General features: G+C 71.9%; 21 protein-coding genes. 7 read left to right on the top strand and 14 right to left on the bottom strand.

The genetic code is table 11. The annotated features are described in order from the left end of the window. Positions 1-8: 8 nt before the first annotated feature. The 5 genes from fxsT to ACIQ8J_RS12170 form a co-directional block, all read right to left on the bottom strand. The gene (gene fxsT, locus ACIQ8J_RS12190) at positions 9-3983 is read right to left on the bottom strand and encodes an FxSxx-COOH system tetratricopeptide repeat protein (RefSeq protein ID WP_403270323.1); all 3975 of its coding nucleotides are present in this window, start codon (positions 3981-3983) and stop codon (positions 9-11) included. Beyond that, on the bottom strand, positions 3976-5325 hold the full coding sequence (locus tag ACIQ8J_RS12185; protein WP_403270325.1) for a TIR-like protein FxsC: 1350 nt from the start codon (positions 5323-5325) through the stop codon (positions 3976-3978). The genes fxsT and ACIQ8J_RS12185 overlap by 8 nt, the downstream gene beginning before the upstream one ends. A 194-nt stretch (positions 5326-5519) precedes the next feature. Then, entirely contained in the window at positions 5520-7943 is a 2424-nt protein-coding gene (locus tag ACIQ8J_RS12180; RefSeq protein ID WP_403270328.1) for an FxsB family cyclophane-forming radical SAM/SPASM peptide maturase, read from the bottom strand. Between the two features lie 20 nt (positions 7944-7963). Continuing rightward, the gene (locus ACIQ8J_RS12175) at positions 7964-8155 is read right to left on the bottom strand and encodes a hypothetical protein (protein ID WP_403270331.1); all 192 of its coding nucleotides are present in this window, start codon (positions 8153-8155) and stop codon (positions 7964-7966) included. Positions 8156-8648: 493 nt separating this feature from the next. Further along, complete coding sequence (locus ACIQ8J_RS12170; protein ID WP_403270334.1) at positions 8649-9221, bottom strand: helix-turn-helix domain-containing protein; 573 nt, start codon at positions 9219-9221, stop codon at positions 8649-8651. A gap of 131 nt (positions 9222-9352) precedes the next feature. On the opposite strand from ACIQ8J_RS12170, the gene ACIQ8J_RS12165 reads away from it, so the two are divergent. Next, positions 9353-10219, top strand: a complete 867-nt coding sequence (locus ACIQ8J_RS12165) for an EamA family transporter (RefSeq protein WP_403270337.1) — start codon at positions 9353-9355, stop codon at positions 10217-10219. 27 nt (positions 10220-10246) lie between these two features. Here ACIQ8J_RS12165 and ACIQ8J_RS12160 read toward each other — a convergent pair whose 3' ends face one another. The 5 genes from ACIQ8J_RS12160 to ACIQ8J_RS12140 all read right to left on the bottom strand — a co-directional run bounded on the left by ACIQ8J_RS12160 (position 10247) and on the right by ACIQ8J_RS12140 (position 15794). Next, positions 10247-10990, bottom strand: coding sequence for an acyltransferase (locus ACIQ8J_RS12160; protein WP_403270340.1), 744 nt, complete (start codon positions 10988-10990; stop codon positions 10247-10249). A 72-nt stretch (positions 10991-11062) separates the two neighbouring features. Further along, positions 11063-11593 carry a gamma carbonic anhydrase family protein gene (locus ACIQ8J_RS12155; RefSeq protein ID WP_403270343.1) on the bottom strand — a complete coding sequence of 177 codons (531 nt, stop codon included), beginning with the start codon at positions 11591-11593 and terminating at the stop codon, positions 11063-11065. 310 nt (positions 11594-11903) lie between these two features. Continuing rightward, positions 11904-12554 carry a DedA family protein gene (locus ACIQ8J_RS12150; RefSeq protein ID WP_403270346.1) on the bottom strand — a complete coding sequence of 217 codons (651 nt, stop codon included), beginning with the start codon at positions 12552-12554 and terminating at the stop codon, positions 11904-11906. 76 nt (positions 12555-12630) lie between these two features. Then, positions 12631-15111: a beta-glucosidase gene (locus ACIQ8J_RS12145; RefSeq protein ID WP_403270349.1), complete on the bottom strand. Its 2481-nt coding sequence runs from the start codon at positions 15109-15111 to the stop codon at positions 12631-12633. Positions 15112-15356: 245 nt separating this feature from the next. Then, a complete protein-coding gene (locus tag ACIQ8J_RS12140) occupies positions 15357-15794 on the bottom strand; it encodes a DUF4442 domain-containing protein (RefSeq protein ID WP_399051866.1) in 438 nt (145 codons plus the stop codon). Positions 15795-15903: 109 nt separating this feature from the next. On the opposite strand from ACIQ8J_RS12140, the gene ACIQ8J_RS12135 reads away from it, so the two are divergent. Both ACIQ8J_RS12135 and ACIQ8J_RS12130 read left to right on the top strand, forming a co-directional pair. Further along, positions 15904-16971: a hypothetical protein gene (locus ACIQ8J_RS12135; protein WP_403270352.1), complete on the top strand. Its 1068-nt coding sequence runs from the start codon at positions 15904-15906 to the stop codon at positions 16969-16971. Between the two features lie 58 nt (positions 16972-17029). Further along, positions 17030-18328 carry an MFS transporter gene (locus ACIQ8J_RS12130; RefSeq protein ID WP_403270355.1) on the top strand — a complete coding sequence of 433 codons (1299 nt, stop codon included), beginning with the start codon at positions 17030-17032 and terminating at the stop codon, positions 18326-18328. Here ACIQ8J_RS12130 and ACIQ8J_RS12125 read toward each other — a convergent pair. Together ACIQ8J_RS12125 and tuf are read right to left on the bottom strand one after the other, a co-directional pair. Continuing rightward, positions 18290-19150 (bottom strand): spermidine synthase, encoded by an 861-nt coding sequence (locus tag ACIQ8J_RS12125; RefSeq protein WP_403270358.1) that lies wholly within the window; start codon positions 19148-19150, stop codon positions 18290-18292. The genes ACIQ8J_RS12130 and ACIQ8J_RS12125 overlap by 39 nt on opposite strands. A gap of 118 nt (positions 19151-19268) precedes the next feature. Continuing rightward, positions 19269-20438 (bottom strand): elongation factor Tu, encoded by a 1170-nt coding sequence (gene tuf / locus ACIQ8J_RS12120; protein ID WP_403270361.1) that lies wholly within the window; start codon positions 20436-20438, stop codon positions 19269-19271. 398 nt (positions 20439-20836) lie between these two features. On the opposite strand from tuf, the gene ACIQ8J_RS12115 reads away from it, so the two are divergent. Then, a complete protein-coding gene (locus ACIQ8J_RS12115; RefSeq protein ID WP_403270364.1) occupies positions 20837-21541 on the top strand; it encodes a TVP38/TMEM64 family protein in 705 nt (234 codons plus the stop codon). A 66-nt stretch (positions 21542-21607) separates the two neighbouring features. On the opposite strand, the gene ACIQ8J_RS12110 is transcribed toward ACIQ8J_RS12115, so the two are convergent. Then, a complete protein-coding gene (locus ACIQ8J_RS12110) occupies positions 21608-21982 on the bottom strand; it encodes a hypothetical protein (RefSeq protein WP_403270366.1) in 375 nt (124 codons plus the stop codon). A 198-nt stretch (positions 21983-22180) separates the two neighbouring features. On the opposite strand from ACIQ8J_RS12110, the gene ACIQ8J_RS12105 reads away from it, so the two are divergent. The 3 genes from ACIQ8J_RS12105 (at position 22181) to ACIQ8J_RS12095 (ending at position 23528) form a co-directional block, all read left to right on the top strand. Next, a complete protein-coding gene (locus ACIQ8J_RS12105) occupies positions 22181-22354 on the top strand; it encodes a hypothetical protein (RefSeq protein ID WP_403270368.1) in 174 nt (57 codons plus the stop codon). Positions 22355-22474: 120 nt separating this feature from the next. Next, positions 22475-22672 carry a hypothetical protein gene (locus ACIQ8J_RS12100; RefSeq protein ID WP_403270371.1) on the top strand — a complete coding sequence of 66 codons (198 nt, stop codon included), beginning with the start codon at positions 22475-22477 and terminating at the stop codon, positions 22670-22672. Positions 22673-22787: 115 nt separating this feature from the next. After that, complete coding sequence (locus ACIQ8J_RS12095; RefSeq protein ID WP_403270509.1) at positions 22788-23528, top strand: GNAT family N-acetyltransferase; 741 nt, start codon at positions 22788-22790, stop codon at positions 23526-23528. A gap of 28 nt (positions 23529-23556) precedes the next feature. Here the strand turns inward: ACIQ8J_RS12095 and ACIQ8J_RS12090 are convergent, their stop codons facing one another. After that, positions 23557-24360 (bottom strand): crotonase/enoyl-CoA hydratase family protein, encoded by an 804-nt coding sequence (locus ACIQ8J_RS12090; protein ID WP_403270374.1) that lies wholly within the window; start codon positions 24358-24360, stop codon positions 23557-23559. Between the last annotated feature and the right edge of the window lie 71 nt (positions 24361-24431).

Raw genomic sequence — 24431 nt, 5'->3', positions numbered from 1 at the left:
GGTCCCTCTCACACCGGCTGCGGCTCCAGGTCCCGGTTGATCCGGCGCCAGGCGCGCGCCGCCTCGGCGATCGGATGGTCCACGCCCAGCTGCTTCGCGGCCGGTTCCAGGATGGAGGCGCGCAGCCGCTGGGCCTCCTCCTCGCGGCCGGCCGCACGCAGGGTGATCGCCAGGTTGGACCGGCAGGCGAGCACATCGGGATGGGTGGGGCCGAACCGCTCCAACAGGCCCTTGAGCGCGGTCCGTTCCCAGCGTTCGGCGAGGTCGGGGCGGTCCATGTCGCCGTAGGCGTTGGCGAGGTTGATCGCGGCGCACAGGGTGAACGGGTGGCGCGCCCCCAGCACTTCCTCCAGCGCCGCCCGGACGTCCTCGCCGCCCCGCACCGCCTCCTGTGCGGCACCGAGGCCGCGCTGGTAGATGTAGACGTTGTTGCGGCAGGCCAGGGTGAAGGGGTGTTCCTCGCCCAAGGTGCTCTGGTATCCCTCAAGCGCCTGGACGGCCAGGTCGAGGGCGGCCTGCTTGTCCCCGGTCGCCGAGAAGTCGGCGGCCAGGTTGAGGCAGCAGGCGAGCGCGTCGGGCGCCTTGGTGCCGTACCTGCCGCGGTAGCGGTTGTACGTTTCCTCGGTCAGCCGCTTCGCCTCGTGCGGGTGGCCCGCCTTGCGCAGGGACACCGCGAGGCTCTTGGCGGTGCGCAGCGCCTCGGGCACATCGGCGTTGAGCACCCGCTCGAACGCCGCCACGACTTCCCGCAGCACCTGCACCGAGGCCACGTACTCGCCGCTCTCGCGCAGGTCCCTGGCGAGGTGGCCCTTGGTGGTGAGCGTGAAGGGGTGGTCGTCGCCGAGTAACGCGCTGCGGCGCTCCACGGTCTCCTCGTCCAGCCTGCGGGCCGCCTCGCTGTCGCCGCTGAGCCGGTAGTCGATGGCGAGGTTGTTGGCGGCGATCAGGGTGCGCGGGTGGTTCTCGCCGAAGATCTGCCGAAGGCCGTGGTAGATCCGCAGGTCGCGGGTGAGAGCCTCGTCGAACCTGCCGAGCGCGCGCAGGTCGGCGGCGAGGCTTCCGGTGGTGATGAGGATGCTGGGGTGGTCGTCGCCCGGGTGGTCCTTGTGCAGGACGCTGATCTGGCGGGCGAGGGTGTCCTCGTCCATCGCCCGCGCCTCCTGGTACTTGCCCTGGGCGCGCAGGGCGTTGGCGAGTTCGAAGCGGATGTTCAGGGTCTGGAGGTCGTTCTCGCCGAGCTCGCGCGTCCAGGTCTTGTTGAGCTGCATGCCGAGCACCCGGGCGCTCTCCAGCTCACCGCGCTTGAGCAGGTAGCGGATGCGGTCGACCATGAGCTGGCGGACCTTCTCCTCGTCGCAGTCGGCGATGCCGGAGGCGCTCAGATGCGGCCAGATCAGCTCGAAACTGGGCCAGCTCTTCGGGTCGTTGACGGGGTTGTCGCGGTCGACGCCCTCCACCGGTCGGGCCTCGGCCAGGATGCGGTGCACCTCGTGCTTGGCCGTGTCCACGTCCTCGTCGCTGAGCCCGGCCCGCACCGCGGCCTGGACGAGCCGGTGCACCTGGATGCTGCTGTCCGCCGGGTCCACCTTGGCAAGCGCGAACCGGTTCAGCGTCTGGATGACCTTGCCCAGCATGTACCGCTCGCGCAGATCGGGGTCGTACGGCAGGAGGGACTCGAACATCGAGTCGCTGCCGATCAGGCGCATCGAGATCGGCTCGGCGGAGAAGAACGAGCAGAGCTCCAACAGGCGTACCGCCGCCTTGGATTCGTCCCGCAGCCGGCTGATCGAGATGTTCCAGGTCGCGCCGATCTGCTCCGAGTAGTCCTCCGGCTTGCCGAGCGAGAGCACCTTGGTGCTCTGCTCCTTGAGCTGTTCCACATAGGCGTCGACGGGGGTCGCCGTCTCGGCGAGCCAGGCCGCCGCGACCTCGACCGCCAGCGGCAGGTCACCGACCGCGTCGGCGACCCGGTCGGCGTCGGCGGCCGGCAGCTTGGTCACCCGGCGGCACAGGTGCTCGACGCTCTCGGAGCGGGTGAAGACCTCGACCTCTATGGCCTCCACCTGTGTCGAGGCGGGCTTGTTGCGGCAGGTGGCGAGGATGTGGCCGTAGGTCTCGCCGGGGATCGGCTCGGTCTCCTCCGGAAGGAGCTTCAGGGCGCGGTCGAGGTCCTCGACGTTGTCGAAGATCAGCAGCCAGCGGGAGTAGGGCGCGCCGCGGCGCAGCGCCTGGAGGGCCGCGGCGGCGGCCTCGGCGACCACGTCACCGGCCCGGAGGTCCATCTCGGAGGCCAGCTCGGCCAGCGAGGACACCACCCGGTCGGGCTGCTCGGCCTCGATCCACCAGACCAGGTCGTAGTCGGCCCGGAACCGGTGCGCGTACTCGCGGGCCACCTGGGTCTTGCCGACGCCGCCGAGCCCGTACAGGACCTGCGGGAAGCGCTGTGCGGAGCGGGTGTCGCCGCGCAGTTGGTCGCGCAGCCGCTCCAGGACGGAGGTGCGGCCGGTGAACCAGGCGTGCCTCGGCCGTACGTTCCAGACCTTGGGCACGCTGCCCGGGTAGCGCGGGCCCGCGGGCCCGGCCGGCAGGGCGGTGGCCGCCTCGGCCCGGTCGAGCGCCTGGAGCAGGGCGGCCGCCGCGTCGGGCTCGTCGAGGCGTACCAGGTCGATGACGCCGCGGCTGCTGAGCGGGGGGCTGAGCCGCACGTCGCCGACGCGCACCGGCAGGATCTGGCGCCGGCCGCCGGACGCGTCGAGCCCGGCCCCGGTCTCCCAGAAGCTCCTGGCGCGTTCGGTGTTGAGGTAGGACTGCGAGACCACCGGGATGACGCGGTATCCGGCGCCGGAGGTGAACTGGGCCTCCGCCGCGGCCGCTTGGGGGGTGCGCACATCGATCGGCACCACGTGGAAGCCGGCCGTGGTCAGCACGGAGTCCAGCCAGTCCACCCACATCTGGTCCTCGGCCACATGGGTCAGCACGATGTTGGACGGCGGCATGGGCCTGCGCCGGGTGTAGGCGGCGACATGGGTGAGCCGGTCCGACTCGTCGATCGGCGGCAGCGAGTTCACCAGGCCGCCGGTGAGCACCGAGGTGAGCCGTTCGCAGGCGCTGAGCATGGAGCTGCTGACGTTGGGGGCGTCGCCGAAGGTGGCCAGGATCTCCTCGTAGGCGTAGAAGGGGCGGTAGGGGACCTCCACCGTGCCCCAGTAGTTGGCGAGTTCCTCGGTGCTGAGGCCGCTGGGGAAGCCGGGGAAGCTCTCGCGGGCCAGTGCCCGTCCGGCGTCCGCCTTCTCCTTCTCGCCGTCGTCGATGCGCATCGGCACCGGCAGTATGCGGATGCGCCGCTCGTGGTAGCGCTCCTCGATGTCGCGGGCGACCGCGGAGGCGCCGTCGATGCTCTGGTCGCTCAACGTGAAGCAGACGACGAGGACTTCGGGCATCTGGACGGTGCAGATGTCGGCGATGTCGCTCAGTCCGGTGCGGCTGTCGATCAGGGTGTAGTCGTAATGGCGCTGCATGTCGTCGCGCATGGCGTCGAAGAACTGGCCGCCGCCGAAGCGCTCGTGGAAGTCGTCCCAGTCCATCTTGCCCACGATGGACGGGTAGTCGCGGTTGCGCCGCCCGGCGGACAGGAAGTCCAGGCTGCCGCCCTGGGGGAAGTTCCAGTTGAGCGAGGTGGCGTGGGGGCGCACCCGGGCGTATTCGCGGTGCCAGTCGGGGTCGCGGTCGGCGGGGCGGCGGGCCTCGTCCTGGTAGTCGGTGATCAGGTTGATCAGGCCCGGCGTGGCCTCCAGGTCGGAAAGGTCGAGGAAGGGGTGGAAGAACCGGTGCAGTCCGGGCGCCTCCAGGTCCCAGTCGACCGCGAGCACCCGGTATCCGTTGGCCGCCAGGATCCACGCGCAGTTGGCCAGCGCCATGGTCCGTCCGGTGCCGCCCTTGTACGAATAGAACGTGACGACGGTCCCGTTGCGGTTCTCAGTCATCTGATGAGCCCTCCGCCTTATCACCGTTGTTCTTGCCCTGGTCCGTGCTCTGACCGCGGCTGCCCGGTCCATTGATGCCGTAGCCGATGCCGCCCGGAAGCACGCGGGGCATCGGCCCTCCGCTGCCGGGCGGTGGATAGGTCGGCGCGTTGGCCTCGTAATGTCTGACCGCCGCCTTCACCGCCCCCGGGATCGCCTTGCTGAAGGCCTCCAGTGTGGGCAGTCCGGCGCTCGGCGTGCGGTGCCCGTCGCTCTCGTCGGTGCGGGAGGACAGCACGCTGTCGGTCTGCTGCGTCAACTCCTCGTTGTACGCGCGGGTCTGGGGGTCGGCCGCGTTGCCGGGGACCATCACGCTGATCCACGGTCGGGGGGCGGCGCAGAGCTGGTCCACGAGTTCGCGGCGGCGCCGGGCGTCCAGGGCCCAGCGGTCGAGCAGCAGCAGACCGGGCCCGACCGGCGGGCCGGAGGCCAGGATCCGCTGGGGTTCGGCCTCGAAGTCGCTCAGGTGCACGGTGTAGTTGAGATTGCGTACGACGTCCACGGTGTGGTCGGCGAGCGGTCTGGAGGAGGCCGGATGGTACGGGTTCCAGTCGAGGGCCTCGGTGCCGTAGCAGTCGGGGCTGCGTCCGGTGGGGAGGCTGGAGCGCGAGCAGGCGAGGACGGACACCTCCATTTCGCGGGCGGGTCCTCCGGCGGGGCCGAACGCGGGGGGCACCTTGGCGTAGTCCTGATGCGGGTCCCCGGGCTCCAGCTGGGTCTGCTGGGCGACGCTGACTATTCGCTTGGCCAGCCGGTAGACGGCGCGTTCGTACTGGTCCCGCAGGTAGTTGAGCTTGATGAGGCCGTAGAAGCCCTCGTCGGCGTACTCGTCGCCGAATGTCGCGTGGTTGAACTGGAGCCGTTCGGCGGGCTGCGGCAGCTGCCGGGTGGGGACGGGCACCCACAGGGCGGGCACGATCCCCGTCACCGGGTTGCTGTTGTTCTGGCTGACGCGGGTGTTCTGGACGGCGGCCCGGCTGGAGAAGGCGAACCACTCCCGCCCGCACTGCTCGCTGAGGAAATAGCGCGGTGAATAGAGCGGGACGAACACACGGCAGTACGCCAGCGCCTCCGAGAGCCGTTCCTGCCAGCCCTCGCCGGGCTGCATCTGCTGGTCCATGAAGCCGGCGCTGCCGGCCGGCAGCGGCGTCAGCTGCATCACATGGGCGCAGAGGTCCCGGAAGAACCGCTGGACCCAGAGGTTGGGGTCCTTGTCCTTGGGGTCGCTCTTCGGCGTGTGCGCGTAGCTGAGGAAGAAGTATGGCTTCTGCTCGTCTCCCCCGGCCCCCACTGATACCTGCACCACTGTCTCCCCCGGTCCAAGTGGATGGGTCCTCAGTGTAGGAACGGAGGATTCTCCGGCGGAACAGAACGAACAAACCCGATGGTCGATCCACCCACGGAAATTCGATCAGATCATGACCGAAATCATGCGGTGTCCGTCGAGTGGATCAACCAAATGGCGGGAGAATTCGCTCAATTCGCAGCGGAATTCACTCAGCGCCCTTCATCGACCCGGGCCTTCCACGCGGCCCGGTGGCGCTGCGCGGAGTCGGCCGCCGCACGGAGCGCGGCCCCCGACACGGGCTCGTCGAGCCAGCCGCGCACCGTCTCGCCCATGCCGCCGACGAAGCGTTGCCCCAGGTCGGTCAAGGAACCCGAGCCGAGCAACTCCTCCACGGCCTCGGCCGTGTGCCGCCGCCAGCGGGCGAACTGCGCCTCGGCCGCGCCGCGTTCGGCGGCCCCTGGCGCACTCCGGCGGCGCACCCGCCAGAAGTCGGTCACCGCGACATGGGCGTACGTTCCCTGAAGCAGCCCCCCGATGGGCCTGGGATCGTCGCGCCAGGGAGCGTAGTAGAGCTGCCGGTCGCTCTTGTCGTACAGGTCGACGGCGTCGAGGACCGCGGCGAGCTTCACATGCTGGAACTCGTGGACGATCAGCAGGGCGAGCTGAGCGGGCGAGGCGGGCCGGGCCGCGCCGATCGCGGCCCACGCCTCCTTGCAGGCGGCGCTGACATCGCTGCCGGCGGGTGCGTGCAGGGGGGTGATCAGGCGCAGTCCCGCGGCCACGCCGTCGGCGTAGGCGGGGAGTTCGCTCCGGATCAGGGACCAGGCGCCGGTCAGGTCCTCGGCCCACAGTTTGGCCTCGCCGGCCGGCAGCCGCTCGGCGACGGGCCACTTGTGGCAGTCCCGCAGCGGGTCGGTGTCCTCGATGGCCACGCTCCAGCCCTCGCCCTCGAAGAGGCGTACCGGCTGCCAGTGGGGGGTGAGGCCGTCCATGCCCTCGTGCCACCCGATGTCCAGGCGGCGGGTGCCCGCGCGCACCGTGAACCCCTCGGGTCCGGCGGTCACTTCGGCGTGGTCGGCGCCGTCCGCGAGCCGCACCGAGCCGAGGCCCGGCAGGCGCAGGGCCCCGTCGCGCAGCGGCACCGTGACGGGGTGGCCGAGCCGGGCCCGCAGCAGGGTGGCCGCCGCGATCTCGGCGAGGCCGCCCGCGGGCGCCGCCCGGCCGTCGAGCACGCTCAGCGCCCACGGCCTGGTGTACGGGTGCGCGAGGACGGCGTCGAGTGCGGTGGACGCCTCGGTGTCGAGGTGCGTCACGAGCTCCCAGGCCGCGGCGCCCTGCCGGTCGGAGAGCGCGATGCGCTCGCTGACCGCGGCGAGCAGCTCCTGGTTGATGTCCAGTTGGGCTTCCGCCAGGCGCCGGATCGTGTCCGCCGTGCCGAAGCCTGCGGCCAGGGCGTCGAAGTCACCCTGTTCCAGGGGCAGTTGGGTGTTGGGGCGCGGCGTCGGTGCGGGCACGGCCGCCTCCCGGTCTCGGATGGTGGTGACCAGTGCCAGCAGGTCGGGGCAGAACACGGAGGGGTTGTCGAAGTCGCTGCCGGTGCGGTAGCGGTGGGCGTAGAGGCCGCCGCCGCAGGATTCGACCACCGGGCAGCCGCGGCACTGCGCGCAGAGCTGCTCGATGCCCTGCTGGCGGGCGAGCATGCCCGGGTGCCGCAGGACGTCGTCGAGCGAGTGCGTGAAGACGTCCATGCCGGTGGCGGGGGCGCCGTCGTACGACGTCTTGAGGCTGTCGGCCTGCTCGAAGGTGCCGTCGGTCTCGATCACCACGAGGTCGGCGGGGGCAAGCCCGAGGGATTCCGTGAGGCTGCTCTCGCCCCGCAGGGTGCGCAGCACGGAGTCGAAGATGCGGACCGGCACCGGGCGGCCCGCCGCGTCCCACCGCCGGTACACGGCGTCGAGCCAGTCCGCGTAGGGCGTGGCCGCGCCGCCGGGGCGGGGCGGCGGGGTGTCCCAAGTGGCGTGCGGGAGAAGGAAGTCGATGCGGGGCGGGGCGAGGGCCACGAGGGCGTCGTAGACGGCGATCGGGTCGTTCTCGACGTCGATGGTGCAGAGCAGACCGGCGAACAGGCGTCGGTAGCGCGGGCGGTTCAGCAGCTCCACCGCGCGGATGACCTTGTCGTGGCTGCTGCGGCCGTCGGCGTAGCGGCGGTGGCGGTCGTTGGAGGCCTTGTCGCCGTCGAGGGAGACCCCGATCTTGATGCCGAGTTCGAGGAAGAGTTCGCAGAACTCCTCGTCCAGCAGAACGCCGTTGGTGTGCATGCGCAGATCGAGGGCGCTCACTGTGCCGAGGGCCCGCTGGAGTTCTTCGGCGGCCCGCCTGATCCTGCCGGGTCCCGCGAGCAGGGGCTCGCCGCCGTGCAGGACGACGTGGACCATGGGGAGCGCGTGGCGCCGGGCGTGCTCGGCGATGCGGTCCGCTACCTGGGCGAGGATCTCCTCGGAGACCGCCCTCGGCCGTCCGCGCCAGCTCGTGTCCGCGTGTTCATAGACGTAACAGTGATCGCAAGCCAGGTCGCAGCGGCTGTGGATCTTCAGCACGAATTGCGACAGGGCAGGTGGAAGCGGCCGGTCCATGGTCGGGGTCTGTCCGCCCGTCAGAGCGCCGACTGGAACGCGGAGGTGCCGGGTTCAGCGGGACTGCCGCCTCCCGGCATCACCCTGGCCAGGCTCGCCGGGGTCTTCCCCGCACTCTGCGCCGCTGCCCGCTTCACCAGGGGCAGCCGCTTGGTGGCCGGCCTGTGGGGGGCGGGGCCGGGCCGTTCGGCCGCCGAGACGAGAGCTTCCACGTGAGCGCCTTTCAGGTCTGAGCGCCGTTTCCGCAGCGGGGTCTTGTCTGGATCACTGCATGAGACACGGCATGTGAACGATTCCATGGGCTTTCCGTACGTCGCGCACATTCGGCCGCACGCCGTGCCCATGTGCGCTCATGCGCCACGAGCGACTGGTCCGACCACTGCCGCCTCTCCGGGACACCCCAACTGCGTTGGCCGGTGCCCAGGTTCGGCGTTGGCGCCGAAACCACTCTCATGAGTGGTTTCGTTCGAGATCGACGCGGTCCGCTTCCGTCGCCCCCGGGCCGCGAAAGTAGACGATAGTCAGCCTCCACCCGACCCGGGCCCGATTACCAGATACGGGCCCAAAATCATCCCGCCCGGACGCCGGACCGATCACGGCGCGCGCCCCCGGACGCACACCGGCTCGCGATGCGGCCCGGCTCCGCGATGGGTGCGCGCATTGAGGGAACACCAACAGGCAGTGTCCGTACGGTGGTTGAGTATCTCAGCGTTCGAACGGGACCGAGATGGCCATCGTCATGGCGACCGGCTCGGAGCCGTCATTGCGGTAGGTGTGCGCCGCGTTGGCCTCGAAGGATGCCGAATGCCCGGCCGGTACCGGGTGGTCGACACCGTCCACGGCGAGGGTGAGGGTGCCCTCGGTGACGTGGATCAGCTCGACCGTGCCCGCGGGGTGCGGATCCGATGAGCTGCCGTCGCCCGGCATCAGCCGCCAGTGCCACATCTCCAGCGGGCCGGGCGCCTCGGTGCCCGCGAGCAGCGTGTTGTAGCTGCCGCGCTCGGTGGACCAGAGCCGTACCGCCTGGTCCGGCGGCACGATGCGCACCTTGGGGCCGCTCTCGTAGTCGAGCAGGGTGGTGATGCTGACGCCGAGCGCGTCGCCGATCTTCACCACGGTGCCGACGCTGGGGTTCGTCCTGGCCTGTTCGATCTGGATGAGCATGCCGCGGCTGACCCCGGCGCGGGTCGCGAGCGCGTCCAGCGTGAAGCCGCGCTCGGTGCGCCAGCGCTTGACGTTGCGGGCCAGTGACTGGGTCAGCAGTTCGAGGTCCGACACATTCCGTCCATGAGGTGGGCCTCCAGGAAGGCCGTCCAATATATTTAATGACAGGGTTCAATAAATTGCACTACGGTGTGGTGCAACCGACTGACCACCCGTGTCACTGAACTGTACTGCGAGGCCCCACCATGACAGCACTGTTCGCCCTGGCCACCAGCCTCCTGTGGGGTCTGGCCGACTTCGGCGGCGGGCTGCTCACCCGGCGCATGCCCGCGCTGACCGTCGTGGTGGCCTCGCAGTCGGTGGCCGTGGTGGTCCTGGGCGCGGTCGTCGTCGCCACCGGCAGCCGGCACGAGGCGGGCCCGCAGCTCTGGTTCGCGGTCGCGGCGGGCGCGGTGGGCCCGGTCGCCATGCTCAGCTTCTACAAGGCCCTCGCGCTCGGCCCGATGGGGGTCGTCTCGCCGCTCGGCTCGCTGGGCGTCGCCGTACCCGTCGGTGTCGGTCTCGTCCTCGGCGAACGGCCGGGCCTGCTCCAGTTCGCCGGGATCGCGGTGGCCGTGGTGGGCATCCTGCTGGCGGGCGGCCCGGAGTTCCGCGGCGCGGCGGTGCGGCGCCAGGCCGTCCTGCTCACGCTGCTCGCCGCCTTCGGCTTCGGTGCCGTGATGGCGTTGATCTCGGAGGCGTCGACGACCGTGACGGGGCTGTTCCTCGCGCTCTTCGTGCAGCGCGTCACCAATGTCGCGGTGGGCGGCACCGCCCTGTTCGTCTCGGTGCGGCGCGGCGCCCGCGCGCTGCCCGAGGACGGCGGGCTGCGCGTCGTGCGGCTCGCGCTGCCCGCGCTGGCCTTCGTGGGCCTCGCCGACGTGGCCGCCAACGGGACGTACTCGATCGCCGCCCAGCAGGGCCCGGTCACCGTCGCGGCGGTGCTCGCCTCGCTCTACCCGGTGGTCACGGCGCTCGCCGCCCGAGGGGTGCTCAAGGAGCGGCTGCGCGCGGTGCAGGCGGCGGGAGCGGGCCTCGCCCTGGTCGGCACGGTACTGCTGGCGACCGGCTGATCAGATCCGGGGTTCGCCCACGGGATCTCAGGCCTCTTCCCGGGTCAACTCCGCGACGGCAAGCAGCTGTTCGGGGGTGACGCCGTCCGGAATCGGCACCGGCGCGGGCGTGCGCAGCGGCGGCTGCCAGCCGTTCTCCTCGTCCCAGGTGCGGACGATCTTCGCGGGGGCCCCGGCCACCACCGCGTGGTCGGGCACCTCACCGCGTACGACGGCGCCCGCCGCCACGACCACGTTGCGGCCGAGCCGGGCGCCGGGCAGCACCACGGCGCCCGTGCCGAGCCAGCAGCCGGGGCCGATCTCGACGGGCTCCATGCGCGGCCACTGCTTGCCCACGGGCTGACGGGGGTCGTCGTAGCTGTGGTTGGTCGAGGTGATGTAGACGTACGGCCCGCAGTACGTGTCCGAGCCGATGGTGACCGTCGTGTCGGCGATGACGTGGCTGCCCCGGCCGAGCACGACGCCGTTGCCCAGGGTCAGTATCGGTTCGGCGCCAAGGTCCAGGCCCGGCATCATCCCGGCCGTCAGGGTGACCTGTTCGCCGATGATGCAGTGGTCGCCGAGCTCGATCCAGGGCTCCCCGAAGACGGTGCCCTGCGGGAAGGCGAGGCGGGTTCCGGAGCCGATCCGGCGGAAGCGCAGCTTCCCCGGGTGCTCGGCGGTGACCGCGCCCGCCTCCTTGATCCAGCCCCAACCGCCGTGCACCGCGCGGGAGGCGATCCGGCGCCGCCAGGCGGTCAGCGATGAGAACGTGTTTCTGTTCTTGGGCACCCGCTCACGGTACTCATCGCCGACCCGGCCGATCAGGGCCGACCCCTGTGATCTTCCGCTCAGCGCGGAGGCTCAGCCGGCCTGCGCCTTTCGATGGTCCTCCGCCAGGCCGAGGTACATCAGGGCGTTGACCTTGATGCCCTCGCGCTCCTCCCCGGTCAGCTCGCGCCGCACCTTGGCGGGCACGCCCGCGACGAGCGATCCCGGCGGTACCACCATGCCCTGCGGCACCAGGGCCTGCGCCGCGATCAGCGAACCGGCGCCGATACGGGCGCCGTTGAGGACGGTGGCGCCCATGCCGACCAGGACGTCGTCCTCGACGGTGCAGCCGTGCAGGACCGCGTTGTGGCCGACGGTGACCCGCTCGCCGACCGTGACCGGGAAGCCCGGGTCCACGTGGACGGTGGAGTTGTCCTGGATGTTGCTCTCGGCGCCGATCACGATCGGCCCGCAGTCGGCCCGCAGGACCGCGTGGTACCAGACGCTCGCGCCCTCGCCCAGGGTGACCTCGCCGAGCACCACCGAGGTGGGTGCGGTGAATGCGGTCGGGGCGATCTCGGGCGCCTTGCCGCCCACTGCCACGACCAACGCCTGCTCTGCCATGCGCCACTCCTTGGTACGGATCCGTTCGCGCCCACCAGCACGCTAGGCGACCGTCCCCCGGCCCGCGCGGTCGGGGGTCCGCTCACGATCACGCGCCGACGGCGCGGATGGCCCTAGGGGGTGTCCGGTGGGTCAGGGTCGGACAGGGCGCGGCGGCTGGTGCGGTGCATCGCAAGGCGCCGGAGCGTCTTGAATGGGGGTCCCCCCTGGCCCTTGAGGCCTTGGGGGAGGAGCTATGGGGACGTTTCGGCAACGCGGCGAGGTGCCGTGCCAGCCGCCGCGACCCCGGCCATGACCCACCGGACACCCCCTAGTCCGCGGCGGGCACGCTCTCGGGGGTGGACCGGTCCGCTTCCGCCTCGGCCATCGACTTCTTGGCGCGGTTCTTGACGACCAGCATCGACACGAGGCCGATCAGCAGCGCGGCCACCAGGCCCAGGTACGAGAAGTTCTTCAGCCAGGACTCGGCGACGATGCCGAGGTAGTAGATGACGGCCGTCGTACCGCCCGCCCAGCAGATGCCACCGAGCACGTTGGCGATGAGGAACTTCCAGTACGGCATCTTCAGTACGCCCGCGAGCGGTCCCGCGAAGATCCGGAGCAGGGCGATGAAGCGGCCGACGAAGACGGCCCACATGCCCCACTTCTGGAAGGACCGTTCCGCCATGGCGACATGGCCCTCGCTGAAGTGCTTGGGGAACTTGCGGCCGAGCCAGGCGAGAAGTGGCCTGCCGCCCTTGCGGCCGATGGCGTAGCCGATCGAGTCGCCGATCACCGCGCCGGCCGTGGCGCAGGCGCCCAGCACGACGGGGTTGATGTGCCCCTGCTGTGAGGAGAGCAGTGCCGAACTGACCAGCACGATCTCGCCCGGCAGCGGGATCCCGAGGCTTTCGACCCCGATGACCAGCGCCACCAGGAGATAGACACTGACGGCGGGGATGTGCTCCAGCCAGTCCTGCAACTCCGCTTCCTCCCGCTCGCACCGGGCCGGAGCCCGGCGTGCGCCCCCCTTGGCGCACGCCGGGCAGCCTACCCGGTCACGGCCGGCCGGCCGTCTCCTGCGATCGGACCTGGCCAAGGCCGGTGAGCCGCCGCTCGCACGCGGAGACGCCGACACCGACCTCGCGCGTTCCGGTGCCCAGGACCCAGCCGTGCCGCTCCGGGTCCCAGGAGGACAGCGAGCGGGCGGAGATGCGTACGGTCACCTGCTGCGCGCGGCCGGGTTCCAGTTCCAGGCGGCGGTAGCCGGCCAGGGCACGGCGCGCCTGGTCGAGGCGGAGGTCGGGCGAGGGGCCGAGGTACACCTGGGCCACCGTGGTGCCGGTGCGCCGCCCGGTGTTGCGCACGGTGAAGCCGACCGCGAGCCCGTCGCCGTCGGGCCCGACGGTCAGTCCGGAGTATTCGAAGGTGGTGTAGGAGAGGCCGTGCCCGAAGGGGAAGAGCGGCGCCACGCCCTCGGCGTCGTACCACCGGTAGCCGAGGTGGATCCCCTCGGAGTACTCCTCGGTGCCGTTCACGCCCGGGTAGCGGCGCGGGTCCCCGGCGACCGGGTGCCGCGTGTCGGAGACGGGGAAGGTCTGGGTGAGCCGGCCGCCCGGGTCGCAGTCCCCGAACAGGACGGCCGCGGTGGCCTCGGCGCCTTCCTGGCCGGGGTAGTACATCTGCAGTACGGCGCCAGTGCGGTCCAGCCACGGCATGGTGGTGCTGGACGACGTGTTGAGCACCACCGTGGTGCGGGGGTTGGCGGCGGCGACCGCCGTGATCAGCTCGTTCTGGTGGCCGGGCAGCGCGAGGCCGGTGCGGTCGGCGCCCTCGGTGGCGTCCTCGTAGGCGAACAGCACGACGCTCTCGGCCGCGCGGGCCGCGCGTACCGCCTCGGCCACGTCGGCGGCGCGGGTGGCACCGGTGGTGCGGCGGAGCCGGAAGAGCTGGCCCGCGGTGCGGCCCTTCGCGGTGACCGCCAGCCGGTGCGCCCCGGCGGCGAGGCTGAGCGTCCTGCGGCGCACCGCGAGTCCGTCGGGTGCGGCGCTGACGAGTCCGCCGGCGAAGTACTCGCCGAGGCCGGGGGCGGGCGGGAAGAGTTCGGTGCCGTCGAGGAACACCTTGGGCCGGTCGCCGGAGTAGTGGATGAAGAAGGTCCACTCGTCGGGGTCGGCCACGGTGAGCGTGCCGTCGTACGTCCACGTGGTGCCCGGCGCTACGTGCTGGCCCTCGAAGTCGGCCCCGGACGAGGCCCCCGGGAGCGGTTTGCCGAAGATGTCCTCGCCCAGGGCGTAGCTGACGCCGGCGCCCTGTCCGGCCCGGACTCTGAGCGCGTCGAGCGGGCTCTGCGCGTGTTCGGGCACCACATGTGCGCTGCCGCCACCGCTCACGAAGGGGATGGCTCCAGTGGGTCCGATCACCGCGATGCTGCGGGTGGCCCGGCCGGTCAGCGGCAGGGTGGCGTGCCGGTTGTGGAGCAGGGTGGCGCCCGCCTTGGCGACCTTGAGCGCGGTGCGCGCCCCGGCCCGCGGGTCGAGGCCCGGCCGGGCGGGAGCGCTCCCGTCGAGCAGCCCGAAGCGCTCCATGACGGACAGGACGCGGCGTACGGAACGGTCGACGAGCTCCTCGGGGACGCTGCCGCTCTGCACGGCCTCCTTCAGGTGGTCGGCGAAGTAGTTGCCTCTGGGCATCTCCATGTCGAGCCCGGCGCTGATGGCGGCGGCGGTGCTGTGCGCGGCGAACCAGTCGCTCATCACCCAGCCGTCGAAGCCCCAGTCGCCCCGCAGCACGTCGCTGAGAATTGGCTTGTTTTCGCAGGCGAAGGCGCCGTTCACCTTGTTGTACGCGCCCATCACCGCGCCCGCTCCGGCGGCGAGGGCCGCTTCGAAGCCGCGGAATTCGAGCTCGCGCAGCGGCTGTTCGGCGATCCGCACGTCGACGGTCAGGCGGTCCTGCTCCTGGTTGTTGTGGGCGAAGTGCTTGACGGTGGCGATGAGTCCCTGGCTCTGGATGCCGCGGATCTCCTCGGCGACCAGGTCGGCGCAGAGCAGCGGGTCCTCGGAGAGCGTCTCGAAGTTGCGTCCGGCGTACGGGGTCCTGATCAGGTTGATCATGGGCGACAGGAGCACGTCCTGGCCGAGCGCGCGGCCCTCGCGGCCGATGACCTCGCCGTACTCGCGGGCGAGCGCGGGGTCGAAGGCGGCGGCGAGCAGGACGGGCGCCGGGAGCGCGGTCGCGTGCCCGGCGACGCGGACGCCTGCCGGTCCGTCGGCGAGTCTGAGCGGGGGGATCGCGAGCCTCGCGACGCCGGGGACGTAGCCGGCCTGGCCGAGGCTGTGCGGATCCTCGGCGCCGTGCAGGAGGCCGATCTTCTCGTCCAGGGTGAGGCGGGCGAGCAGGAACTCCACCCGGAACGCGCCCGGAGTTGCCGTACGGGCGCGGGCCGGGCCGGCGAGGGTGCCGGTCGCGGCCGCCGCGACCGTGACGGCGCCGCCGAGCAGACGCAGTGCTGACCTTCGGGAAACGGTGTCGGACATGGACCGTCACTCCTTTGTGTGCGGACACGACGTGGTGGACCGCGGCACAGCAGGCGGCGGGCCGGCGTTCGACCAGTGAACGCACTATGCGTCACGACCGAGTTGACAACCCGTCAGGCGCCACGAGGCGCCGGAAACGTAGGACCGTCCGGTGTAAGAGTCAACGAAAAGCGAACGAGAAATGAAGAAGGCGCCCCGGCTGAAGCCGGGACGCCTTCGGATTCCGTAGCTTGCGCCGCGGTTGGTCAGGAGTTGGGACGCAGGGTCCAGACAACGGTCATCTCACCGGTCACGGCGCCGTCCGCGCGCTGGATCTCGATGACGACGGGGAACTCGGGGCGCTGCCCCGCGTCCAGTTCGGCCACCACGTCGGCGATCGGGCGGCCCAGCGTCGCGGTCGCGGTGACGACGCCCATGGCGAGCTTCTTGTAGCCGATCTCCGCCTTGACGGCGAGCGGCACGGCGCGGTTCATCTGGTCGCCGAAGGCGGCGATGACGATGGCGCCACTGGCGGACTCGGCGAGCGTGAACATCGCTCCGGCGTGCGGTCCGCCCACGTGGTTGTGGTACTCGGACTGGTCCGGCAGCCGCACCACGGCACGCTCGGGGGTGGTCTCCAGGAACTCCAGGTTGAGGGTCCTGGCCATCGGGACCGTGGCGGCGAGCATCTCGCCGACGGACATCTGATCAGCGCTCATGAGGCTCGATGTTACCCATGGGTAGCCACCTTTGGCCATCCCTTGCGGGGGCGGCCGTAGCAGGAGCGGGGCGGCACCTCTATGGTTACTGGCCATGTGGCCAGGACAGCAGCCGCCCGGGGGCGAGCAGAACCCGCAGGATCCGAATCAGAACCCGTACCAGCAGCCGGGGTACCAGCAGCCGAATCCCTATCAGCAGCCGGGACATCAGCCGCAGGGACAGCCCGCGCAGCCGGGACAGCCCCCGCAGCCGGGGTATCCGCAGCAGGGTTACCAGACGCCCAACCCGTACCAGCAGCCGACAGTGCCGCAGTATCCGGTGGGCAGCCCGCCCGGGGCTCCGCAGGCGCCGGAGAGCAACAACAAGAAGAAGACCACGATCATCGCCATCGTCGCGGCCGCCGCCGTGGTCGTGGCCGCCGCGGTCACGGGCGTCGTGGTGCTCAAGGGCAACGACAAGAGCAGCAGCCAGGCCGACGGCAAGAACAAGCAGTCGCCGTCCGCGTCCACCTCGGCGGCGCCGTCGTCCCCCGCTCCCAACCCGCGCGGCGCCGGTACCGAGGTCCAGCCGGTCATCGCGGGGTGGAAGGTCGTCGTCAACCCCACCCGGGGCGACGCCTTCGACGTACCGCCGGACTGGGAGGTCGACAGCCCCGGGATGAGCGTGGGCTGGTCCGACAAGGCGGACCCCAACGGGTTCGGCGGCATGATGATGTCCGCCCCCGCCTACTACAAGTCCAAGTGGTGCACCACCAAGGGTTCCAGCGGCCGCGACGAGAACACCGCGCTCGCCACCATCGGCACCAAGGGCGCGAACGGCGCCAAGTCGACGGACGAGGCGGCCCAACAGGCCCCCGACTGGCTGTACTACGCCTACACCCAGCCGGACAAGAAGCACATCACCTGGGAGAAGCCGGTCCCGTACACGACCAAGTCCGGTCTCCAGGGCAGCGTGGTCCGCGCCAAGACGACGGGCGTGAAGAAGACGGACAAGTGCTCCACCGAGGGCCAGTCCGTGCTCTTCGGCTTCAAGACCGCCAAGGGCGACCTGGCCGCCTGGAGCTTCATCGCCAACACAGGCGTGCCCGGCGCGGTCGAGGAGGACACCATCCAGAAGATCCTCGGCACCATCCGGCTGGTGCCGGTCTCCGGCGGGTCCTGACGGAGCCGGGCCGACAAACCGGTTGGCGCCACCGGGTGGCGGCGGCGATAGTCCCTGGGTGACTTCCGCCGCCACCCCTTCGCATCCGCGCCGCCCGTCCTGGGCGGGCCGCAACTACACCCTGCTGACCGCCGCCGCGGTCGTGACGAACCTGGGCAGCCAGGGCGCGCTGATCGCGGCGGCGTTCGCGGTGCTCCAGTCCGGGGGCAGCGGCGGTGACGTGGGTCTGGTGGCGGCGGCCCGCACCGTGCCGCTCGTCCTGTTCCTCCTGGTGGGCGGCGCGCTGGCGGACCGGCTGCCGCGGCACCGGGTGATGGTCGCGGCCAACGCCCTCAACTTCCTTTCGCAGGGCGCCTTCGCGCTCCTCGTCCTGACCGGCGAGCCCGAGCTGTGGCAGATGGTGGTGCTCACCGCGCTCGGCGGTGTGGGCCAGGCCTTCTTCGGCCCGGCCTCCGAAGGCATGCTGATGTCCAGCGTCTCCGGCACGGAGGCCGGCCGCGCCTTCGCGTTCTACCGGATGGCCATGCACGGCGCGGGCATCGGCGGGGCCGCGCTCGGCGGCGCGCTGATCGCGGTGTTCGGCGCGGGCTGGGTGCTCGCGATCGACGCGGCCGCCTTCGCGGTGGCGGGCGCGCTGCGCGCCTTCCTCGACGTGAGTCACATCCCGGCGCGCGCACCCGGCGGCGGAATGGTCTCCGATCTCCGGGAGGGCTGGCGGGAGTTCGTCTCGCGGCCGTGGCTGTGGTCGATCGTGGTGCAGTTCGCGGTGGTCAACGCCGTGGTCGCGGCGGCCGAGGCGGTGTACGGGCCGCTGGTGGCCCGCGACGAACTCGGCGGCCCCGGCCCCTGGGGGCTCGCGCTCGCCGCGTTCGGCGCCGGCACGTTCGGCGGCGCGGTGCTGATGATGCGCTGGAAGCCGCGCCGGCTGCTGCTCGCGGGCACCCTCGGCGTCTTCCCGCTGGCCCTGCCCTCGGCGGCGCTCGCGGTACCGCTGCCGATCGTCGCGCTCGCGGCGGTCATGTTCCTGACGGGTGTCTCCATCGAGGTCTTCGGCGTCTCGTGGATGACCGCGCTCAACCAGGAGGTCCCGGAGGAGAAGCTGTCCCGCGTCTCGGCGTACGACTGGCTGGGCTCGATCTCCATGGTGCCGCTGGCCACCGCGACGGCCGGGCCGGTGGAGAGCGCGGTCGGCCGCACTTCCGCGCTGTGGGGCTGCTCTGCGCTGATCGTGCTGCTCACCGCGGCGGTCCTGTTCGTCCCGGACGTACGCCGTCTGACCCGGCGCACCGAGACGGTGGCCGCGGGCGGTGCCGAGGCGTCAGCCGATGCTGAAAGCGCCGTCGGGCGGCTCGGGTGAGGCCTGCGCGTTCTCGTCGCCGACCGGCGCCGCGCCCGCGATGAAACGCCGCAGCGCGTCGCCGTGCTCGACCCGGGCCGGGAAGGCGTCCCCCGCCGTGCGCCGGGCGAGCGCCGCCACGTCCAGCGGGCGCGCGCAGGCGAGCAGCACCGCGTTCCCGAAGCGGCGCCCGCGCAGCACCGACGGTTCGGCGATCAGCGCGACCTCCGCGAACACCGCCCGGAAGGTGGCCAGTTGGGAGCGGAGGAAGGCGAAGGGTGCGCCGTCCGCGAGGTTGGCGGCATAGATGCCGCCGGGCTTGAGGACCCGCTGGGCGATCCGCGCGTACTCGATGGAGGTGAGGTGCGCGGGCACCCGTGAGCCGCCGAAGACGTCCGCGATCAGCAGGTCCACCGAGGCGGCCGGAGCCCGTCCGGTCCAGGCCCTGGCGTCCGCCGCGTGCAGGGTGATCCCGGCGTCGGGCGGCACCGGCAGGTGTTCCCGGACGAGTTGGACGAGCGCCCGGTCGGCGTCCACGACGTCCTGGCGGGAGCCGGGCCGGGTCGCGGCGACGTAGCGGGGCAGGGTGAGCGCCCCGCCGCCCAGGTGCAGCACGTCCAGCGGGGCGCCCTCGTCGGCCGCGCAGTCCACGACATGGGCGAGCCTGCGGACGTACTCGAACTCGATGTACGTCGGATCGTCCAGGTCCACGTACGACTGCGGGGCGCCGTTCACGGTCAGCAGCCAGGCGCGCTCCCGGTCCACGTCGGGGAGCAGCTTGGCGGTGCCCTCGTCGACCTCCCGGACGACGGGGATCGGTTCGGCGCGCGGGTCGTCGTTCACCGTCCCATTGTGCGCCCGGCGGCTCCGGCCGGGCCGACCGGCCCGACAGGTCAGCCCCCGAGGGCCTTCACGGCTGCGGCCCGCCCCGCCCGGGTGTTCGGGTGGGGCGGGCCGACGGTCAGGCCAGCGCGCTGACCGTGCCGGCGCCGACGGTGCGGCCGCCCTCGCGGATGGCGAAGCCGAGCCCCGGCTCCAGCGGCATGTCACGGCCGAGTTCGACGGTCATGGTGACCGTGTCGCCGGGCCGCGCGACCGCCGCCCCGCCGAGGTCGACGTCGCCGACCACGTCCGCGGTGCGGATGTAGAACTGCGGCCGGTAGCCGGTCGCGATGGGCGTGGAGCGACCGCCCTCGCGCGTCGACAGGACATACACCTGGGCGGTGAACCTCCGGCTCGGCGTCAGGCTGCCGGGCTCGGCGACCACGTGCCCGCGGCGGACCGCGTCGCGCGGCACGCCGCGCAGGAGCAGCGCGACGTTGTCACCGGCCTGCGCCGACTCCATGGGCTTGCCGAACGTCTCCAGGCCCGTGACCACCGACTCGACCTCCGCGCCGAGGACTTGGACCCGGTCGCCGACCCGGATGGTGCCGCGCTCCACGGCTCCGGTCACCACCGTTCCGCGCCCGGTGATGGTGAGCACGTTCTCGACCGGCAGCAGGAACGGCGCGTCGACATAGCGCTCGGGCATGGGCACATAGGTGTCCACGGCGTCGAGCAGCGCGCCGATGGCCTCGGTCCAACGCGGGTCGCCCTCAAGGGCCTTGAGCCCGGAGACCCGTACGACGGGCACCGAGTCACCCCCGTATCCGTGCGCGGAGAGCAGCTCGCGCACTTCGAGCTCGACCAGGTCGGTCAGCTCGTCGTCGCCCGCGTCGGCCTTGTTGAGCGCGACCACTATGTGGTCGACACCCACCTGCCGGGCGAGAAGCACGTGCTCGGCGGTCTGCGGCATGATCCCGTCGAGCGCGGAGACGACGAGGATCGCCCCGTCGAGCTGGGCCGCGCCGGTGACCATGTTCTTGACGTAGTCGGCGTGGCCCGGCATGTCGACGTGCGCGTAGTGGCGGGTGTCGGTCTCGTACTCGACGTGCGCGATGTTGATGGTGATGCCGCGGGCGGCCTCCTCCGGGGCCCGGTCGATCCGGTCGAACGGCACGAAGGTGCCGGTACCGCGCTCGGCGAGCACTTTGGTGATGGCGGCGGTCAGGGTCGTCTTGCCGTGGTCGACATGGCCCATGGTGCCGATGTTGAGGTGGGGCTTGGTGCGTACGTATGCCGTCTTGGGCATGGCTGAATGTCCCTCGCGTGGTCGCGGAGCTGTGCTGGGACCCCTGGATCCGGCCGACCCTCCCCGTGCGGGGTCCGCCGGACTTTCCGGGAAGGGTCAGCTTCGGGCGCCGCCGATGGGCGCTGCGGGTGCGACTGCGTACGCCGCTGCCGAGACGGCAGCCTTCGGCGCGTCCGCGACTGCGGACGGCGCTGCGAGGAAGGCGTACCGGGACATGCCGCTGATCATGCCTGGCGGGCGGGCGCGCGTCGAATGGTTTTCGGCGGGCGGGAGTTGGGGCCGAGTGTGGGCGGGATCACGGTCTTCCCTTCGGGGAGCCAGAGCCTGTGGCCCGCCCCCAGTGCGCGCCCGCCCGGTCGAAACGGCGATCACATCCCCCCGTCGGCTAGTCTCCCCGGATGCTTGAGCCCGCCGTCCGCCCGTCCCCCGGCCTCGCCGTGCGCTGCACCAGAGCGCTGCTCTCGCCGTGGTCGCGTCTCTCGCTGCTCGTGCTGCTGCTCGCGGCGGCCGCGACCACCGTGCTGGTCTTCCAGCCGCAGCGGCTGCTCGCCGGCGGCTGGCCGCCGGAGCTGGGCGGGGCGGGGGCGGTGGCGCTCTTCGCGGTGGCGTACGGGCTGTGCACGGCGGCGTTCGTGCCGCGCCCGATCCTGAACCTGGCGGCGGGCGCCCTGTTCGGCACCCCGGCCGGTCTCGCCTGCGCGCTCGCGGGCACGGTGCTCGGCGCGGGCATCTCGTTCGGCCTCGGCCGGGTGCTCGGGCAGGACGCGCTGCGGCCCCTGCTGCGCGGACGCTGGCTGAAGGCGGCGGACGAGCAGCTGTCGCGGCACGGGTTCCGTTCGATGATGGCGATCCGGCTGTTCCCCGGGGTGCCGTTCGCCGCCGCCAACTACTGTGCGGCGGTCTCCCGCATGGGCTGGTCACCGTTCCTGCTGGCGACGGGCCTCGGCTCGGTCCCCAACACCCTGGCGTACGTCGTCGCGGGCAGCAGCGCCTCGTCGCCGACCTCGCCGGCCTTCCTGATCGCGACGGGGTTCATCGTGCTCACCACGGTCGCGGCGGCCGCGGTCGCCTGGTGCAAGCGGCACCGTCTGCGGGGGCGGTAGGGCGGTCCGCCGGGCGTTTCGTCGGGGATTTCGTCGGGCGGACTCCGGGTTGACGCCCGGAGCCCTTCAGCCCTCCGGCTGTTCGGGTCCGTCCCCCTTGAACTCCTCCGCGCGCAGCGCCAGGTCCTGGAGCACGTCGGCCGACGACACGTCCTGCTCGCCGGAGTCGTGGACCTGGGCGAGGGCCACATAGGCCAGGCTGAAGGCGGCCACGAGCTGGCTGATGGCTCCGCCGACCTCCCTCGCCACGAGGGTGGCCATCTCCTGCGGGGTGGCGTCCGCCGGGATCTCGATGTGCGGCATCGTCTCGTTGAGCAGAGCGGTGACGATGCCGGTCCCGATGTCCCGCCCCTGTTCGCCGTCCTCCTCGATGCGGCGGCGGTAGCCCCCGGCCTCGGTGAGAATGCCGATCACTCGCTTGAGAACCTCGCTCTGCTCCATGGCGTGAGGATAGGCGGGGGTCGATGCCCGGGTCCCCGACAACATCCCTGGCGCGGTGGGCACTTGCCCCGCCCCCTTCCGTACTGTCCGGTTCTGCCCCGGGGTGTGCCGCCCACCCCACCTACCTCAACTGCCGCACGGTGGCTGAGAGTTCCGACTTCATGGCGGTGGGTCACCTCATGGCCGTAGGCTTGCCCCATGCCCCCTTCCGACTGCCGGTCCGTCCGCCCTGCCGACGTGGTGAACGCGGAGATCCGCTCCCTGTGGGAGCGGTCCGACGGACATCTGTCCCCCGGCGAGGAGGAGCGCTATCGGTGGCTCCTGATCGAGTGGGCCGCGGCGATACGCACCGACACCGCCCAGGCGGCCTAACCCCCGGGGCGCGCCCAAACCCTCCCCGGCCTGTGACCTTGAACACCATCGACCGCGCCCACCTGCTGTTCAGCGCGATCGACGCGGCCGAGTGTCCGAGGAGCCCCGTAGCCTGGTCGCATGTCTTCCTCCTCCGACCGGGCCGCTTCCGTGCCGTCCGACGCCGACGCCGCCAACGACGCCATCCGCGCGCTCGTGGACGGCGCGGACGGGCAGTGGCCTGCGGAGGAGTACGAGCGGCTGCTCGCCGAATGGGCCGAGGCCGTGGGCGAAGCAGCGCCGCTCGCCTCGTCGGCGCCCTCGAAGCCGCGGGGCTGAGCCGCCCGAATTCCAGTTGCTGCGGCGCTCCGCGCGGTGTTGGAGTGACCGGATCGACACCAACGCGCCGGACAGCGGCACCGATGACGAACTGCTCGCGGTCTTCGACCGGCAGATGCGCGAGAACGCCCTGGCCGACGGACCGGGGGCGAGGGTCGAGCGGGTGGGTGACGTCGTACGTCAGGTGGGCCCCGGCCATGTGTGGAACGGCGTCCTCTGGTCGGACCTGACGGCCGCGACCGCCGACGCGGAGATCGCGGCGCAGGTACGCCACTTCGCTGCCCTCGGCAACGAATTCGAGTGGAAGCTGTACGGGCACGACTGCCCCGCCGACCTCGGGCAGCGCCTGCGGGCGGCCGGTTTCGAGGCCGAGCCCGAGGAGACGGTCATGGTCGCCCGCGTGGCGGACCTCCCCCTCGATGCCGAGCCCGCCGACGGCATCACCCTGCGTCCGGTGACCGACGCGGCCGGGGTCGACCTGATGACGTACGTCCACGACCGGGCCTTCGACAACGACTCCACCCGCGTCAGGGAACGGCTGCTCGCCCAGTTCGCCGACGCTCCCGAGACCCTCACGGCGGTCGTCGCCATGGCCGGTGACCTGCCGGTGAGCGCGGCCCGCATGGAATTCCACCCGGGTACGGAATTCGCCAGTCTGTGGGGCGGCGGCACCCTCCCCGAGTGGCGCGGCAAGGGCATCTACCGCGCCCTGATCGCCTACCGCACCCGCATCGCCGCCGAGCGCGGCTACCGCTACCTCCAGGTCGACGCCTCCGACCAGAGCCGCCCCATCCTGCAACGCCTCGGCTTCGTGCCGCTGACGGCCACGACGCCGTACATCCGTCAGCCCGCGTAACCCACCAGGCCCACGGCACACCGGTTCGTCAGTGGTGACCCTCGAACGCACCGTGCCGGCCCGCACCGGCGGCGAACCTGGCGGCGCCCTCGGCCGCCTCTCCCAACGCGTGGACGCCGTGCCGCACCTCGTTGAGCAGGGCTTCCGGTTCGGTCAGGCCCTCCTGTTCGAGCAGCGACATCCGGTCGTGGCGCAGGCAGGTCCCCGGGAACGCGGCGATCTGCGCGGCGAGTTCCTCGGCGGCGGCGCGGGCGGTTCCGGTCGGCACGATCCGGTCGGCCAGGCCGATGGCCCGCGCCTCCGAGGCGTCCACCGGCCGCCCGGTCAGCACGAGGTCCATGGCGCGGCCCGCCCCGATCAGCCTCGGCAGGCGTACCGTCCCGCCGTCGATCAGGGGCACGCCCCAGCGCCGGCAGAACACGCCGAACACGGCGTCCTCCTCCATCACCCGCAGATCGCACCAGAGGGCGAGTTCGAGGCCGCCCGCCACCGCGTGTCCGGCGACGGCCGCGATCACCGGTTTGGAGAGCCGCAGCCGGGTCGGCCCCATCGGCCCGTCGCCGTCCTCGGCCACCGTGTTTCCGCGCTCCGTGCCGATCGCCTTCAGGTCGGCGCCCGCGCAGAACGTGCCGCCCTCGCCCCACAGCACCGCCACCGCGGCCTGCTCGTCGGCCTCGAAGGCGCGGAAGGCGTCCGCGAGCGCCCGCGCGGTCGGGCCGTCCACCGCGTTGCGCGCGGCAGGGCGGGAGAGCACCACGGTCGTGACCGGGCCGCGTCGTTCGATGCGTACGGGAGCACTCTCGTCGGTCACGGGGGCAGTCTCTTCAGTCATGGCGCCAGCGGTAGCACGACGCGCCAACCAGCCACAAGTGCGGGGCTCTTGGAGTTCCGGGCCGGCTGCCG

Source organism: Streptomyces sp. NPDC094147 (assembly GCF_044764265.1).
GTDB lineage: Bacteria > Actinomycetota > Actinomycetes > Streptomycetales > Streptomycetaceae > Streptomyces.
This window is presented reverse-complemented; position numbering and strand designations above follow the sequence as displayed.

Bases quoted from the DNA above. Each gene is read 5' to 3' on its own strand.
- ACIQ8J_RS12105 (WP_403270368.1), top strand. From the start codon at position 22,181: ATGCCCCCTTCCGACTGCCGGTCCGTCCGCCCTGCCGACGTGGTGAAC.
- ACIQ8J_RS12180 (WP_403270328.1), bottom strand. From the start codon at position 7,943: ATGGACCGGCCGCTTCCACCTGCCCTGTCGCAATTCGTGCTGAAGATC.
- ACIQ8J_RS12145 (WP_403270349.1), bottom strand. From the start codon at position 15,111: ATGTCCGACACCGTTTCCCGAAGGTCAGCACTGCGTCTGCTCGGCGGC.
- ACIQ8J_RS12140 (WP_399051866.1), bottom strand. From the start codon at position 15,794: ATGTCCGTCGGCGAGATGCTCGCCGCCACGGTCCCGATGGCCAGGACC.
- ACIQ8J_RS12135 (WP_403270352.1), top strand. From the start codon at position 15,904: ATGTGGCCAGGACAGCAGCCGCCCGGGGGCGAGCAGAACCCGCAGGAT.
- ACIQ8J_RS12155 (WP_403270343.1), bottom strand. From the start codon at position 11,593: ATGGCAGAGCAGGCGTTGGTCGTGGCAGTGGGCGGCAAGGCGCCCGAG.
- fxsT (WP_403270323.1), bottom strand. From the start codon at position 3,983: ATGACTGAGAACCGCAACGGGACCGTCGTCACGTTCTATTCGTACAAG.
- ACIQ8J_RS12165 (WP_403270337.1), top strand. From the start codon at position 9,353: ATGACAGCACTGTTCGCCCTGGCCACCAGCCTCCTGTGGGGTCTGGCC.
- tuf (WP_403270361.1), bottom strand. From the start codon at position 20,438: ATGCCCAAGACGGCATACGTACGCACCAAGCCCCACCTCAACATCGGC.
- ACIQ8J_RS12115 (WP_403270364.1), top strand. From the start codon at position 20,837: ATGCTTGAGCCCGCCGTCCGCCCGTCCCCCGGCCTCGCCGTGCGCTGC.
- ACIQ8J_RS12095 (WP_403270509.1), top strand. From the start codon at position 22,788: ATGCGCGAGAACGCCCTGGCCGACGGACCGGGGGCGAGGGTCGAGCGG.
- ACIQ8J_RS12090 (WP_403270374.1), bottom strand. From the start codon at position 24,360: ATGACTGAAGAGACTGCCCCCGTGACCGACGAGAGTGCTCCCGTACGC.
- ACIQ8J_RS12110 (WP_403270366.1), bottom strand. From the start codon at position 21,982: ATGGAGCAGAGCGAGGTTCTCAAGCGAGTGATCGGCATTCTCACCGAG.
- ACIQ8J_RS12100 (WP_403270371.1), top strand. From the start codon at position 22,475: ATGTCTTCCTCCTCCGACCGGGCCGCTTCCGTGCCGTCCGACGCCGAC.